This is a genomic window from Arthrobacter sp. DMZ02-1R (assembly GCF_057747935.1).
This window is the reverse complement of record NZ_CM173230.1, coordinates 2,974,468-2,989,799: the sequence shown is the minus strand read 5'-3', so window position 1 is coordinate 2,989,799 and position 15,332 is coordinate 2,974,468. Positions and strand designations below refer to the sequence as shown.

Below are 15,332 nucleotides of genomic sequence, written 5' to 3'. Positions count from 1 at the left end.
GGTTTCTCCTTCACTCTTATGCATGCCGCTCGGTAAGACTCTACCGGGGCAAGTCGTGGAAGCCAGTCGGCCGTCATGACATCGCGTTGGATTCAGAGTAGCTTTGCGGAGTGCTGACAATTCTCAACGCCGCGAAGCGGGTATTGGTGGGGCGGCCGTTCCGGAACGATCGAATGGCCCACACCCTGCTTCCCAAGCGCATTGCGCTCCCGGTTTTCGCCTCGGACGCCCTGTCCTCTGTGGCGTATGCCCCCGACGAAATCCTGCTGACGTTGGCCCTGGCGGGCGTGAGCGCCGTGTCCATTTCGCCGCTAGTCGGCCTCGCCGTCATGGTGGTCTTGCTCACGGTTGTTGCCTCGTACCGGCAAAACGTCCACGCTTATCCTTCCGGCGGTGGCGACTACGAAATCGCCAACGTCAACCTGGGGAAGTTCGCGGGCCTGACCGTCGCGGCCGCTTTGTTGGTGGACTACGTCCTCACGGTCGCCGTGTCGATGTCCTCCGCGGCCGCGTACTTGACCACCGCGATCCCTTCTTTGCATGGGCAGCAGGCACTCATAGCCACAGTCGGCGTCGTGATCTTGGCCCTGGCGAACCTTCGCGGCATCAAGGAGGCCGGGAGCGTCTTTGCGGTTCCCACCTACATCTTCATGTTCTCCATCCTGGGCATGACGGCCGTAGGCATCTTCCAGGCGGTTACAGGCCAACTGGGCGAAGCGCCGTCGGCCGCTTTTACGATCGTCCCGCAAGAAGGATTCGACCAAGGACTGGTCGGCTTGGCCGGGGCGTTCCTGCTCCTTCGGGCCTTCTCCTCAGGGGCAGCCGCCCTGACCGGCGTGGAGGCTATCAGCAACGGTGTGCCGAACTTCAAGAAGCCCAAGAGTAAGAACGCTGCCACGACCCTCCTCTTGCTGGGGGTCATCGCCTCGGCCATGCTCGCGGGCATCATCTACCTTGCCAACGCCACCAAGGTCCACATCGTGCTGGACCCGGCCAAGGAATTCCTCTTCAACGGTCAACCGCTGGCGGACGACTACATCCAGAACCCGGCCATCAGCCAGATTGCGGAAACTATTTTCGGCTCGGGATCCATCCCGTTCTATATCGTCGTCGCGGCCACGGGGGTCATCCTCGTCTTCGCTTCCAACACGGCCTTCAACGGGTTCCCCGTCCTGGGCTCGATCCTCGCCCAGGATGGATACCTGCCCCGCCAGCTGCGCACACGCGGAGACCGGCTCGCCTTCAGCAACGGCGTCCTCGCACTTGCGGCCGGGGCACTTGTCCTCATCATTTCCTTCAACGCCGACGTCACCAAGCTGATCCAGCTCTACATCGTGGGTGTCTTTATTTCCTTCACAATGAGCCAGCTGGGCATGGTGCGGCACTGGGGCAGGGAACTCAAACTTGCCCAGGACACAGCTGTCCGGCTCAGAATATTGAAGTCCCGCACCATCAACGTGCTCGGCTTCTGCATGACGGCGCTGGTGCTGACCATCGTGCTCATCACCAAGTTCGAACAGGGAGCCTGGATCGCACTCCTGGCCATGTTCGTGCTGTTCCTCATCATGTGGAGCATCCGGGCCCACTATGACAACGTGGCCAAGGAACTGGCCGTTGACGAGGATTCCTCCCCGCGTGCGCTGCCCACCAGGGTCCACGCCGTGCTGCTGGTGTCCCATGTCCGCAAACCGGTGCTGCGCGCACTCGCCTACGCAAGGGCATCGCGGCCGTCCAGGTTGGACGCCATCATTGTCGACATCGACCATGAGGAAACAACCCACACCGTGGAGGCCTGGGACAAGTTGGACATCCCGGTCCCGTTGACGGTGTTGGCGAGCCCGTACCGGGAAACCGTCACGCCCATCCTGGACTACGTCAAGAACATGCGCCGGGATTCCCCGCGCGACCTGATCGTCGTGTACATCCCGGAGTATGTCGTCGGCAAGTGGTGGGAACAGCTTGTCCACAACCAGACTGCACTGCGCATCAAGGCACGGCTTCACTTTGAACCCGGTGTGATGGTCGCAAGCGTTCCATGGCAATTGAAGTCGTCCGAAGAAGCAAAGGCACTGCAGGATAACTGATGACCCACCCCAGCAACACGGAATCCAGCACGCCCACGGCCCAGGACGGAGCTGCCAAGGAACTTGTGGTGGACGTCGGCGCCATCGCCCACGGCGGCCACTTTGTCGCTCGGCACGAAGGCAGGGTCATCTTCGTCCGGCACGGCATCCCGGGGGAGAAGGTCCGGGTCCGGTTGACGGACTCCGGCGAGTCTTCCCGTTTCTGGCGCGCCGACGTCGTCGACGTCCTAGAGGCGTCGGACGACCGGACACGCCATTTCTGGCCACTCGCCGACTCCCTTGCCGCCTGGCGGAAAGGTGGACCGCCCGTGGGCGGTGCCGAACTCGGCCACGTGACATTGGAACGGCAACGCCTGCTCAAATCCGAAGTCCTCGCCGAGCAGCTGAAGCGGCTCGCCGGCGTCGAGCTGAACGTCGAGGTGGAGCCCGCCGCCGCACACGATCCAGCTTCCGACGGCGGTACAGGCCTCGGCTGGCGAACGCGGGCCAGTTTTGCCGTCACCCCGGGCGGCCGCCTGGGAATGCACGCCCACCGCTCCGACGTCGTCATTCCGGTTCGCGAGATGCCGCTCGCGCTTCCGGGCATCAATGACTTGCGGCTGTGGGACATCGATTTGCACGGTATTTCACGGGTGGAAGTTGCGGCGCCTGCCAACGGATCACGTCCGCTGGTCCTCCTCGCCCCGGAGGAGGGGACCGACGCCCGGCGCCTCAACCGGATCCTGGGGCAGCTCCCGCACGATGTTTCCGTGGCGAGCTTCGACCCGGCCCGCGGCGAGGTGTTGCAGTTGCGCGGTAGGACCTGGGTCCAGGAGTCGGCAGCCGGTCATGAATACCGGGTCACAGGAGAGGGCTTCTGGCAGATCCATAAAGACGCTCCGGACACCCTGGTGGGGGCGGTGACGGGATTCCTTCGCGACGGCGGCTACCTTCTTCCGGGATCGACCGTGGCCGATCTTTACGCGGGAGCCGGATTGTTTACGGCGCCCCTGGCGGACGCGGTGGGGGTCACCGGTTCGGTACTATCCGTGGAAGGTTCGCCCGGCACCAGCCGGGATGCCCGGAAGAACCTGCACGGCGAACCCCATGTGGAGATCGTCCAGGGCCGGGTGGAGCGCGTCCTGCGGCAACGGCCCCGCAACTTCGATTCCTTGGTAATCGACCCGCCACGTGTCGGTGCGGGTAAAGCCGTTGTCAGCCAGCTCATCGAGTCCGGACCGCGGGCAATCGCCTATGTGTCGTGTGATCCGGCCTCGTTCGCGCGTGATCTGGGGTACTTCCGGAACGGCGGCTGGCGGCTTGAAGCACTCCGGGCCTTTGACCTGTATCCGCACACGCACCACTTGGAGACCGTTGCGTTGCTGGTGCCCGCGGCGTAGCCGCCACTACGATGGTGGAGAAGTTCCAAGTCGCGCTTCACTTCTCCACCGACCAACGGCAGTCGCTCAGATTAGGCTTGCCTAACTAGCTAGCGGTCAGCCGCGCGACAAAGATGAAAGCTGTTGCGAGAGGAGTCCTGCCATGAGCACTGTGGACAGCTTCGGTTCCAAAGGCGTACTGAATGTAGCCGGCACCGATTATGAAATTTTCCGGTTGAACTCCGTTGAAGGCGCTGACAGCCTTCCGTTCAGCCTTAAAGTATTGCTTGAAAACCTCCTGCGGACGGAAGACGGCGCCAATATCACGGCCGAACACGTCCGCGCCCTGGCCGGTTGGGACCCGGATGCCCAACCAGACACGGAGATCCAGTTCACCCCGGCTCGAGTCATCATGCAGGACTTCACCGGTGTTCCCTGTGTCGTCGACTTGGCCACCATGCGCGAAGCCGTTAAGGACCTCGGCGGCGACCCCAAGCGCGTCAATCCGCTGGCGCCGGCCGAGATGGTCATCGACCACTCCGTCCAGATCGATGCCTTCGGCAACTCCGGCGCCCTCGAGCGCAACATGGAGATCGAATACCAGCGCAACGGCGAGCGTTACCAGTTCCTGCGCTGGGGCCAGACTGCGTTCGACGACTTCAAAGTTGTTCCCCCGGGAACCGGCATCGTCCACCAGGTCAACATCGAATACCTGGCACGCACCATCATGACCCGCGAAGTTGACGGCGTCCTCCGTGCCTACCCGGACACCTGCGTCGGCACCGACTCGCACACTACCATGGTCAACGGCCTGGGCGTGCTGGGCTGGGGCGTGGGCGGCATTGAAGCCGAGGCTGCCATGCTCGGCCAGCCCGTCTCCATGCTGATCCCGCGCGTTGTGGGCTTCAAGCTCACCGGCTCTATCCCTGCCGGTGCCACCGCCACGGACGTCGTCCTGACCATCACGGAGCAGCTGCGCAACCACGGCGTGGTCGGCAAGTTCGTGGAGTTCTACGGCGAAGGCGTTGCGGCTGTGCCACTGGCCAACCGCGCCACCATCGGTAACATGAGCCCGGAGTTCGGCTCCACGGCAGCGATGTTCCCGATCGACGACGTCACGCTCGAGTACTTGCGCCTCACCGGCCGCTCCGATCAGAATGTTGCCCTGGTCGAGGCCTACGCGAAGGAACAAGGCCTCTGGCACGATCCCTCGCACGAGATCAAGTTCTCCGAGTACCTCGAGCTCGACCTGTCCACGGTTGTTCCTTCGATCTCGGGCCCGAAGCGTCCCCAGGACCGCATCATCCTCACGGAGTCCAAGGCCCAGTTCCGCGAGGACCTGCGCAACTACGTGAAGGAAGACCTGGTCGACGGAAGCCTGGACGAAGCGATTGACGAGAGCTTCCCGGCCTCGGACTCGCCGTCGTTCACCGCCTCCGCGACGCACCTGGCCGACGTAGCGCCGCACGCACACGGCCCGAAGTCCAACGGTCGTCCGTCGAACAAGGTGAGTGTCACAACAGCTGACGGCCGCGAGTTCGAGCTGGACCACGGTGCCGTCTCGATCGCTTCGATCACGTCCTGTACCAACACGTCCAACCCTTCCGTGATGCTGGCTGCCGCGCTGCTTGCCCGCAACGCCGTTGACAAGGGCCTCACCTCCAAGCCGTGGGTCAAGACTTCGGTCGCTCCCGGCTCCAAGGTTGTCACCGACTATTACGAGAAGTCCGGTCTGACTCCCTACCTGGAGAAGCTCGGCTTCTACATCGTCGGCTATGGCTGCGCAACCTGCATCGGCAACTCCGGACCGCTCGACGCCGAAATCTCCGAGGCCATCCAGGCCAACGACCTTTCCGTCACCGCTGTCCTCTCCGGCAACCGCAACTTTGAAGGCCGCATCAACCCGGACGTCAAGATGAACTACCTGGCCTCGCCGCCCCTGGTCATCGCCTACGCCCTGGCCGGAACCATGGACTTCGACTTCGAGGCTGACCCGCTGGGCCAGGACCAGGACGGCAACGATGTCTTCTTGAAGGACATCTGGCCGAACCCCGTCGAGGTCCAGAAGGTCATCGATTCCTCGATTGACAAGGAAATGTTCGCCCGCGGCTACGAGGGCGTCTTTGACGGCGACGACCGCTGGAAGGCGCTCGACACCCCGGCAGGGGACACCTTCGCCTGGGATCCCAAGTCCACGTACGTCCGGAAGCCCCCGTACTTCGAAGGCATGAAGGCGCAGCCGGATCCGGTAACGGATATCGCCGGCGCCCGCGTCCTGTTGAAGCTCGGCGACTCCGTCACCACCGACCACATCTCCCCGGCCGGTTCTTTCAAGTCGGACACCCCTGCTGGCCAGTACCTTCTGGGCAACGGTGTGGAGCGCAAGGACTTCAACTCCTACGGCTCACGCCGTGGCAACCATGAGGTCATGATCCGCGGTACGTTCGCGAACATCCGCATCAAGAACCAGCTGCTCGCTGACTTCAACGATGGTGCGGGCGTCGAGGGTGGCTTCACCCGGGACTTCACCAAGGCAGACGGCCCTCAGGCCTACGTCTATGACGCTGCCCAGAACTACCAGGCCGCCGGCACACCGCTGGTTGTCCTGGCTGGCAAGGAGTACGGCTCCGGTTCGTCCCGCGACTGGGCTGCCAAGGGCACCGCGCTGCTGGGTGTGAAGGCTGTCATCGCCGAAAGCTACGAGCGTATCCACCGCTCCAACCTCATCGGCATGGGCGTCCTCCCGCTGCAGTACCCGGCCGGCGAATCCGCCGCGTCCCTGGGCCTGGTCGGCACGGAAACGTTCTCCGTCGAGGGCGTCACCGAGCTGAACAACGGCACGACGCCGAGGACGCTCAAGGTCACTGCAACGGCCGAGGACGGCAGCACCAAGTCCTTCGATGCCGTGCTGCGCATCGATACCCCGGGCGAAGCCGACTACTACCGCAACGGCGGAATCCTGCAGTACGTCCTGCGCCAGATCTCCGCACACTAGCGGTAAGTAGCGCAGACTCCGCCTGTGCCAAAGGCAGCGGCTACAGCCCCGGATGGTCATAGACCAACCGGGGCTGTAGCCTTTCCGGCGGCTTCGTAGTGGCCAAGGCGTTAGAGTTGTATAGCACGTCAATCACCCTAAGGAGGGGCCGTTGGGACTTTTGGAGACAATCCGGAACCCGCAGGACCTGGGCAAGCTCACCAGCCAGCAGTTGGAGCAGCTTGCCGGCGAGATCAGGACTTTCCTCATCACCAACGTCGCTCAAACGGGTGGACACCTCGGACCGAACCTTGGCGTGGTGGAACTCACCATGGCCATCCATAAGGTCTTCGATTCACCGCGCGACAGCATCGTCTTCGACACCGGCCACCAGTCCTACGTCCACAAATTGTTGACGGGACGGCAAGACTTCAGCACCCTCCGGCAGCAAGGCGGCATGTCCGGGTACCCCGATCGCGGCGAGTCCGAGCACGACATCGTAGAGAGTTCCCACGCTTCATCATCCCTGTCCTGGGCCGACGGGATTTCCCGCGCCCGGCAATTGACAGGGGAAGGCGATCGATGCGTCGTCGCCGTCGTGGGTGACGGCGCCCTGACGGGCGGCATGGCTTGGGAAGCGATCAACAATATTGCCGCGGACAAACGCCGCCGCGTGGTGATCGTCGTCAACGACAACGGCCGCTCCTATGCCCCCACAGTCGGCGGCTTGGCAGACTACCTCGCTTCACTGCGTCCCACGATTGACTCCTTCCGCGCGGCCCCCACCTACGAGGTTGTGTTGGACTGGTGGAAGAAGAAGCTGCAGAACGGCGGTCCGATCGGCCAGTTCACCTACAAGAGCCTGCATGCCATGAAGAAGGGCATCAAGGATTGGTGGGCCCCGCAAGGCATGTTTGAAGACCTCGGCATGAAGTACATAGGCCCCGTCGACGGCCACAGCATGCGTGCTCTCGAACATGCGCTCACCACGGCCCGCAATTATGGCGGACCGGTGATCGTTCACGCCATGACCGAAAAGGGCCATGGTTACGCGCCCGCCCTGGCCAATGAGGCAGACCAGTTCCACGCTGTCGGAATCATCGACCCCGAGACCGGCGAACCAACTGAGGCCGGTGGGGCCCGCTCCTGGACGTCGGTATTCGCCGAGGAAATCGCGGATATTGCCGACGAACGCAAAGACATCGTGGGCATCACCGGGGCCATGCTGATCCCCGTTGGCCTACACAAGTTCGCCGAACGGCATCCGGAAAGGGTGATCGACGTCGGCATCGCCGAACAGCACGCCCTCACCTCGGCCGCGGGCATGGCTTTCGGGGGACTGCACCCGGTAGTCGCCGTGTACGCCACCTTCCTTAACCGCGCTTTCGATCAGCTCCTCATGGACGTTGCCCTTCACAAGGCCGGAGTCACGGTTGTCCTGGACCGCGCCGGCGTGACCGGCCCGGACGGCGCCAGCCACCACGGCATGTGGGACATGGCCATGGTCCAGATTGTTCCGGGGCTTCATCTCGCGGCTCCGCGCGATGCCAGCCGCCTGCGCGAAGAGCTCCGCGAGGCCGTCGCGATCGCCGACGCGCCCAGCGTGGTGCGCTTCTCCAAGGGGAGCGTTGGAAGCGAGATCGAAGCGATCGAACGGCTTTCCGACGGCGTCGATGTGCTGGCGCGCCGCCCCGAAGGCTCCACCGAGAACGACGTCCTGATTGTCAGCGTCGGCGCCATGTCCGAGCTCGCCCTTGACGTCGCATCCCGGCTCGGTTCCCAAGGCATCAGTTCAACAGTGGTGGATCCGCGCTGGGTCCTGCCGGTTCGCAAGTCCATCATTGCCCTCGCCGCCCGGCACCGATTGGTGATCTGCATCGAAGACGGCGTGCGTGCGGGTGGCGTCGGTTCCCGGATCCGGCAGGAGATGCGTGCGGCGGGCGTGGACACTGCCCTCAACGAGGTGGGACTTCCGGTCGAATTCCTCGACCATGGAACCAGAAGCCAAGTGCTTGAGCGCGTCGGGCTTACGGCCCAACAGATAACGCACGACGTCGTCGCGCAGGTTCTGGGGACAAAGGTACCTTTCGCGCGCCCCCTACCAGGACAGGAACACCCCACCACAGGCAGCCTGCCCAAGCTTTGACCGGGGACGCATCGCGGTGAGAATGCGGTGCTTTACAAGCGGTATTCAATAAGCAGGCACCTTTCGACCGCGCAGGCCCCAGCAGTACCTGCGTCGACTGGTTCAGAAAAGGACGGGCATGACCGGCATTATTCGCACCTACAAGCGCGACGACGAAGCAGTCCTGCATTTCCGGGAGGCCTGGTACGACGACGAATTCAAGCAGCTTGTCATCAACCACGGAGTCGTCGGGCACCAGAGCAGCACTGACGAATCCGACGTCGAGGACGAGGCCGCCGTCGAAGGACTCATGGCGGCTTTTGCTGCGCAATGCGAAGAGGATGGCTACGCGGAGATCCCGGAGACTGAGCAGTTCTGGGTGGTCGCCCAGATCGCGCTGAAGACGAAGGATGGCACCGAGCGGGACCGCTACCTTGAACGAAAGGCCAAGGCTGCCCTGACCAGCGAGCTGGCCTGGCGGGGCCTCGGGACCGTGGACCGTTCCGAAATCGGCGAGGCGAAGCTAAACATTTATTGCCTGTGCCCGGATGTCAACAAGGCCGTCAACGCAATCAAGGTCTGTATCCGCGGGGAAGACCTCGACTTCACCAAGCTGAGCATCGCGGCGGCACCCCACGCCGAACCTACCTCCTTCAGAGTAAAACACTCGCCGAAAACCGGCGCGGGCTTTACTTTCTAAGGACCACACCACCGCTTGGAAGGGACAACTATGGCGCCCAAGAGCAACTGGCCCGGGCACACTCCGCTGCCGAAGGGCTTGTCCGCTCCGGCACGCAGGGCACTTGCCCACGAAGGGCTGGAAACTTTGGAGCAGCTCGCCGAGTTCGGTGAGCTGCAGGTGGCAGCTTTGCACGGCATGGGTCCGAAGGTCATGGCCCAGTTGCACGACGCGATGGAAGAGGCAGGCATCGCGTTCGGATCCTGAGTGGCCAAAACTAGTGGCCAGCCGTCCTCCGCGGCATTGTAGGGTGAAATCATGACTGAATATCGCCGCCTTGGAAATTCCGGATTGACCGTCTCAGTAGTTGGTTTGGGGTGCAACAACCTCGGGCGGGCCAATACAGCCACGGAATCGCAAGAGGGCACCAACGCGGTGGTGCATGCCGCTTTGGATGCCGGCGTCACCCTTTTCGACGTTGCCGACACCTACGGCCGCGAGCCTGGCCTCAGCGAGACCATGCTGGGCGCCGCCCTGAAAGGCCGGCGGGACGACGCCATCGTGGCCACGAAGTTCGGCATGGACATGCACGGCGCCAACGGCAACGACTTCGGTGCCCGGGGATCACGACGCTACATCATCCAGGCCGCGGAGGCGTCACTGCGCCGCCTTGGCACCGACTGGATTGACCTGTACCAGTACCACACCCCGGATCCGCTCACCCCTGTGGAGGAGACCCTCGCGGCCCTCGATGACCTCGTCACGAGCGGCAAGGTCCGGTACATCGGCCACTCCAACCGTGCCGGCTGGCAAATCGCCGAAGCTGAATACGTCGCCCGGATGCAAGGCGGTACCCGGTTCATTTCAACTCAGAACCACTACAACCTCCTGGACCGCCGCGCGGAACTCGAAGTGCTGCCGGCCGCCCAGGCCTTTGGGCTCGGTGTCCTGCCGTATTTCCCTCTGGCAAACGGCCTCCTCACCGGCAAGTATGCGCCAGGAAGTGCCCCGGAGGGTTCGCGCCTCAGCCACACAAGGACCAACTTGGTCAACGACGCCGATTGGGTCCAGTTGGGCCGCTTCAGCCAATTCGCCAAGGAAAGGGGCCTGAGCGAACTGCAGCTGGCGTTCTCCTGGCTGGCCGCCCAGCCTGCCGTCAGCAGCGTCATTGCAGGAGCTACACGCCCCGAGCAAATCGCAGAAAATGCGAAAGCGGTGCGCTGGGTGCCGACGCCGGAAGAGCGGGCCGAATTGGATGACATCTTCCCGCGTTCACCCAAGATTGCCCTTTTCTGAGGAATTCGCCGTGAGGGAGGATCCGACGCCCGTGGCTGGCTTCAGGGAGCCCGTGAGCTTGCTGGTGGACTGTGACACGGGAATCGACGACGCCCTGGCGCTGGCCTACCTGTGCAGCCAGCCACATGTGGAACTCGTGGCCGTAAGCTGCACCCCAGGCAACGTCGCTGCGGAACAGGTTGCGCGCAACAACCTGTCTTTGCTCGAGCTGTGCGGCCGCCCTGAGGTGCCCGTTGCCATCGGTGCCCGGGCGCCGCTGCGGATCCCGCTGGTCACGACGCCCGAAACGCACGGTCCCCATGGCATCGGCTACGCCGAGCTTCCGGAACCGCAGGGGAAGGTGCACGGTCGCGACGCCGTCGAACTCTGGGTGGAAGCCGCGCGGGCACGGCCGGGGGAGCTGACTGCGCTGCTGACAGCGCCGCTCACCAACTTCGCACTTGCCCTGCGTGCCGAACCGCGGCTGCCGGAGCTGCTGCGTGGCGTCGCGATCATGGGCGGTAGTTATTACTACCAAGGCAATACGACTCCCACCGCGGAGTGGAACACGCACGTTGATCCTCACGCCGCGGCCGAAGTGTTCGCTGCCTTCTCCGGACTCCCTGAGGATCGGTTGCCGGTGGTGTGCGCCCTGGAAACCACCGAGCGGATCGAGATGAAACCCGAACACGTGGCCGCCTTGGCCGTGGAGGCAGGCTGCATGGAGCCTGAACTTGTCCTGCCGGATCAGCCGGAAGGGCGGCGCAGCACCGCTTCCAATGAACTCGTGCGGCATGTCAGTGACATGCTGCGCTTCTACTTCGAGTTCCACCGCCGCTACGACCAGGGCTACGTGGCGCACATCCACGATTACTTCGCCGCGTCCGTCGCCGCCGGGACCGCCCGAATTCGCACTCGCACCGCCACCGTGCACGTCGAGACCGCTGCCCCCAGGCTCATCGGGACCACCGTGGCGGATTTTCGCGGGCTCTGGGGTGAGCGGCCCAATGCGCGCATCGTCTCGGAGAACCATCCAGAGGAGGCTTTTGCCGAATTGGTACGCTCACTGGGCGGCTTAGGCCGTAGGCTGGGACACCGATACGACAGGAACGCCCCCGAGGCCGGTTAGCTAGACGGCGGCCGGCTTAGAAGCAATTCCAGAAGCCAGGAAGCGTTTGCCGTTGACACGCTCGGAAGAGCCCACGCGGTCCAGATAAGGCGTGATCCCGCCGAGGAACATCGGCCAGCCGGCACCGAGGATCACACAAAGGTCGATGTCTTCCGGTCCAGCCACCACGCCTTCGGCGAGCATGAATCCGATTTCCTCGGCGAGGGCGTCCTGGGTTCGGCGCAGTACTTCCTCGGCCGTGGACGGCTCGGTGCCGAAGGACATGAGCGCCAGCGTCTCTGCAGGGATGACCGGCTTCCCTTCGGGGCCGGGGACCCAGAGTGACTTCACACCATTGTCAACCAACTTCTGCAGGTTCTGGGATACGGCAAAACGCTCGCCAAAGGCTGCGTGCAGCGATTCCTGGACGTGCTGGGCAACTGGAAGGCCCACCATCGCGCTGAGGGTGAACGGACTCATCGGCAGGCCCATGGGACGCAACGCCGAATCGGCAACTTCTGCCGGGGTTCCTTCATCAAAGGCGGCGATAACTTCGCCCATGAGCCGCAGCAGGATCCGGTTGACCACGAATGCGGCGGCGTCCTTGACCAAAACGGCCGTCTTCTTCAAGCCCTTGGCGAGTTCGAAAGCGGTGGCCAGGACGGCGTCGTCGGTCTTTGGAGCGCGCACGATCTCCAGAAGCGGCATCACCGCAACCGGGTTGAAGAAGTGGAAACCGACCAAGCGCTCCGGGTGCTGGAGGCCTTCAGCCATCGCAGTCACGGAAAGCGAGGAAGTGTTGGTGGCAAGGATGCACTCGGGGGAGACGATCGCCTCCATTTCGGCGAACACCTGCTTCTTGATGTTGAGTTCCTCGAACACGGCTTCGATGACGAAGTCGGCGTCGGCGAAGGCCTCTTTGGAAACGGAGCCGCTGACGAGGGCTTTGGTCCGGTTGGCGGCGTCGGAGCTGATCCGCTTCTTGGCGAGCAGCTTGTCCACCTCGGAGTGGACGTAGGCGACACCTTTGTCCACGCGCTCTTGGTCGATGTCCGTCAGGACAACGGGCACCTTGAGCTGCCGCGCGAACAGCAGGGCGAGCTGGCTCGCCATCAGCCCGGCACCCACGACGCCGATCTTCGTCACCGGGCGCGCGAGCTTGCGGTCCGGTGCGCCGGCAGGCCGCTTGGACCGTTTCTGCACGAGGTCCAGGAAAGCGTAAACAGTGGAACGGAACTCGTCCGTCTGCATCAAGTCGGCTAGCGTCTCGCATTCCAAGGCTGCGGATTCGGCTTTGCTCATGGTGCGGTTGGCCTCGAGGATATCCAGCACCTTCGCGGGTGCCGGCGAGGCGTTCGAGGTCTTGGCTTCCACGAACGCACGCCCTGCCGCCACGGCTCCAGCCCAGCGTTCGGCAACGGTCGGATCCGCCGGATCCACGGAATTGCCACGTTCCGGGACGGTCTCGCCGGCAATCACTTTCGCTGCCCAGGCGATGGATTGTTCTACGAAATCCGCGGGCTCGAAGATTGCATCGGCAATACCGAGCTGGAAAGCCTGGGGTCCGGTGAGTGTCCGGTTGTTGCTGAGCGGGTTCTCGATCATGACCTTGACGGCGTTTTCAGGGCCGATGAGGCGCGGCAGGATGTAGACGCCGCCCCAACCCGGGACAAGCCCGAGGAACGCTTCAGGCAAGCCGAGAGCGCCGGCGCCGGTGGAGACCGTGCGGTAGGTGGACTGGAGGGCGATTTCGAGGCCGCCACCCAGGGCGAGCCCATTGATGAAGGCAAAGCTCGGGACACCCAGATCGGCGAGTGTCGCGTAGACGTCATGGCCCAGCTGTGCCATCCACAGGCCGTGGTCCCGCTCTTCCAGCTGCTTGACCGCGGAGAGATCCGCGCCGGCCACGAGGAAGTACGGCTTCCCCGTGACGCCGACGCCGACGATCTCGCCGCGCGCAGCGCGCCCCTCGAGTCCTTCGAGGACCGTGCCGAGCTCCACAAGGGTATTGGGTCCAAGAGTGGTGGGTTTGGAGTGGTCCAGTCCGTTGTCCAGGGTGATCAGGGCGAAAGTTCCTGCGTTGCCGGGAAGTTCGATGTCCTGGACGTAGGAGTGGGTCACGGTCTCATCCGGGAAAAGTCCGGCCAGTTTCTGGAATTCGGCGGCGCTCATGCTGCGGCTCCCTTGGTTTCGGTGACAGCGGAGGTCTCTGTGGCGCCGTCGTGGTCTCTGTAGTTGGGGTGATGTGGATTCTCCCAGATCACTGTGGCGCCCATGCCCAAGCCAATGCACATTGTGGTGATGCCGTAACGGACTGACGGGTCTTCTTCGAACTGGCGCGCCAACTGGTTCATGAGCCGGACGCCAGAGGACGCCAGGGGGTGCCCGACGGCGATAGCCCCGCCGTAGCGGTTCACGCGGGGGTCGTCGTCGGCGATTCCGAAGTGGTCGAGGAAACTCAGTACCTGCACAGCGAAGGCCTCGTTGATCTCAAACAAGCCGATGTCCTCGATGCCGAGTCCGGCGTTCTTGAGGGCTTTCTCGGTGGCCGGGACCGGTCCAATACCCATGACCTCGGGTTCGACGCCCGCGAACGCATAGGAGAGCAACCGCATCTTCACCGACAGGCCGAGTTCTTCGGCGGCCTCGGCCGAGGCCAGGAGTGCCGCCGTCGCTCCGTCGTTCAAACCAGCGGCATTTCCCGCGGTGACGCGGCCGTGGGCCCGGAACGGTGTGCGCAGCTCCGCGAGATCGTGCACTGTGGTCCCCGGGCGCGGCGGCTCGTCAACACTGTTCACTGTCCAGCCTTGTCCCGGCTTCATCGTGGCGACAGGGACCAGGTCCGGCTGGATCTGGCCCTTGCCGTAGGCGGCCGCAAGTTTCGCTTGGGATGCCGCCGCGTAGGTGTCAGTGCGCTCTTTGGTGATCGCGGGGAAGCGGTCGTGAAGGTTCTCGGCCGTGTTGCCCATGTTCAGCGCAGCTGGATCAACGATCCTCTCGGACAGGAACCGCGGGTTCGGATCGGCGCCGGACCCCATGGGGTGGTTGCCCATGTGCTCTACGCCGCCGGCAATCACGACGTCGTATGCGCCGAAACCGATGCCGCTCGCCGTCGTCGTGACAGCGGTCATTGCCCCGGCACACATGCGGTCGATGGCAAAGCCAGGCACGCTGCGGGGGAGGCCAGCCAGAAGTGCGGCGGTGCGTCCGATGGTCAGGCCCTGGTCGCCGGTCTGTGTGGTGGCGGCGATGGCGACTTCGTCAACCCGATCGGCAGGCAAAGCCGGATTGCGTCGCATCAGTTCGCGGATGCATTTGACCACGAGGTCGTCGGCACGGGTGCCTGCATAGATCCCCTTTTCGCCCGCTTTGCCGAAGGGCGTCCGGACGCCGTCCACGAAGACGACCTCGCGGACTGCCCGCGGCCTGGCGCTATTCCCGGTATGGCTCATGTGTGGCTCCTCTTTGAGACATGGATGCCGGACGCCCGCGTGGGGCGGTCGGTGTCGATTACGGCTATGTTACTCGCGGGTAACTTAGCGCGCAAGGCGGGCTGTTTCCGGTGCTCGCTCATATATGACGCCTCCTCGGCGGATCCTCGCTCACATCACTCACCGAATGCACCCGGCAGGAGCGCTTATGATCGAGCGTCATGCCGAAGGGCCTGATATGTGAGCGTGCGTCGCAAGGGGACGGAAAAGGCCCGCCTCCGGACCATTCGGTCCGGCG

General features: G+C 63.7%; 10 protein-coding genes. 8 read left to right on the top strand and 2 right to left on the bottom strand.

Annotated features, from left to right (window positions below):
* Nucleotides 1-110: 110 nt before the first annotated feature.
* From AC3ANQ_RS14400 to AC3ANQ_RS14365, 8 genes are all read left to right on the top strand, one after another.
* Entirely contained in the window at nucleotides 111-2,084 is a 1,974-nt protein-coding gene (locus AC3ANQ_RS14400; protein ID WP_488301673.1) for an APC family permease, read from the top strand.
* Nucleotides 2,084-3,463, top strand: a complete 1,380-nt coding sequence (locus tag AC3ANQ_RS14395; protein ID WP_488301672.1) for a class I SAM-dependent RNA methyltransferase — start codon at nucleotides 2,084-2,086, stop codon at nucleotides 3,461-3,463. The genes AC3ANQ_RS14400 and AC3ANQ_RS14395 overlap by 1 nt, the downstream gene beginning before the upstream one ends.
* A 142-nt stretch (nucleotides 3,464-3,605) precedes the next feature.
* Nucleotides 3,606-6,437 carry an aconitate hydratase gene (locus tag AC3ANQ_RS14390; protein WP_488301671.1) on the top strand — a complete coding sequence of 944 codons (2,832 nt, stop codon included), beginning with the start codon at nucleotides 3,606-3,608 and terminating at the stop codon, nucleotides 6,435-6,437.
* A 151-nt stretch (nucleotides 6,438-6,588) separates the two neighbouring features.
* The gene (gene dxs, locus AC3ANQ_RS14385; protein WP_488301670.1) at nucleotides 6,589-8,562 is read left to right on the top strand and encodes a 1-deoxy-D-xylulose-5-phosphate synthase; all 1,974 of its coding nucleotides are present in this window, start codon (nucleotides 6,589-6,591) and stop codon (nucleotides 8,560-8,562) included.
* Between the two features lie 118 nt (nucleotides 8,563-8,680).
* Entirely contained in the window at nucleotides 8,681-9,241 is a 561-nt protein-coding gene (locus AC3ANQ_RS14380; RefSeq protein ID WP_488301669.1) for a hypothetical protein, read from the top strand.
* 30 nt (nucleotides 9,242-9,271) lie between these two features.
* Nucleotides 9,272-9,487 carry a helix-hairpin-helix domain-containing protein gene (locus tag AC3ANQ_RS14375; protein WP_488301668.1) on the top strand — a complete coding sequence of 72 codons (216 nt, stop codon included), beginning with the start codon at nucleotides 9,272-9,274 and terminating at the stop codon, nucleotides 9,485-9,487.
* Nucleotides 9,488-9,538: 51 nt separating this feature from the next.
* Entirely contained in the window at nucleotides 9,539-10,516 is a 978-nt protein-coding gene (locus AC3ANQ_RS14370) for an aldo/keto reductase (protein WP_488301667.1), read from the top strand.
* 10 nt (nucleotides 10,517-10,526) lie between these two features.
* Nucleotides 10,527-11,624 carry a nucleoside hydrolase gene (locus AC3ANQ_RS14365; RefSeq protein WP_488301666.1) on the top strand — a complete coding sequence of 366 codons (1,098 nt, stop codon included), beginning with the start codon at nucleotides 10,527-10,529 and terminating at the stop codon, nucleotides 11,622-11,624.
* Here the strand turns inward: AC3ANQ_RS14365 and AC3ANQ_RS14360 are convergent, their stop codons facing one another.
* Nucleotides 11,625-13,775: a 3-hydroxyacyl-CoA dehydrogenase NAD-binding domain-containing protein gene (locus AC3ANQ_RS14360; protein ID WP_488301665.1), complete on the bottom strand. Its 2,151-nt coding sequence runs from the start codon at nucleotides 13,773-13,775 to the stop codon at nucleotides 11,625-11,627.
* Entirely contained in the window at nucleotides 13,772-15,055 is a 1,284-nt protein-coding gene (locus tag AC3ANQ_RS14355; RefSeq protein WP_488301664.1) for a thiolase family protein, read from the bottom strand. Before AC3ANQ_RS14355 ends, AC3ANQ_RS14360 begins: the two co-directional genes overlap by 4 nt.
* Nucleotides 15,056-15,332: the final 277 nt, after the last annotated feature.

Bases quoted from the DNA above. Each gene is read 5' to 3' on its own strand.
- AC3ANQ_RS14355 (WP_488301664.1), bottom strand. From the start codon at position 15,055: ATGAGCCATACCGGGAATAGCGCCAGGCCGCGGGCAGTCCGCGAGGTC.
- AC3ANQ_RS14370 (WP_488301667.1), top strand. From the start codon at position 9,539: ATGACTGAATATCGCCGCCTTGGAAATTCCGGATTGACCGTCTCAGTA.
- AC3ANQ_RS14360 (WP_488301665.1), bottom strand. From the start codon at position 13,775: ATGAGCGCCGCCGAATTCCAGAAACTGGCCGGACTTTTCCCGGATGAG.
- AC3ANQ_RS14375 (WP_488301668.1), top strand. From the start codon at position 9,272: ATGGCGCCCAAGAGCAACTGGCCCGGGCACACTCCGCTGCCGAAGGGC.
- AC3ANQ_RS14380 (WP_488301669.1), top strand. From the start codon at position 8,681: ATGACCGGCATTATTCGCACCTACAAGCGCGACGACGAAGCAGTCCTG.
- AC3ANQ_RS14395 (WP_488301672.1), top strand. From the start codon at position 2,084: ATGACCCACCCCAGCAACACGGAATCCAGCACGCCCACGGCCCAGGAC.
- AC3ANQ_RS14390 (WP_488301671.1), top strand. From the start codon at position 3,606: ATGAGCACTGTGGACAGCTTCGGTTCCAAAGGCGTACTGAATGTAGCC.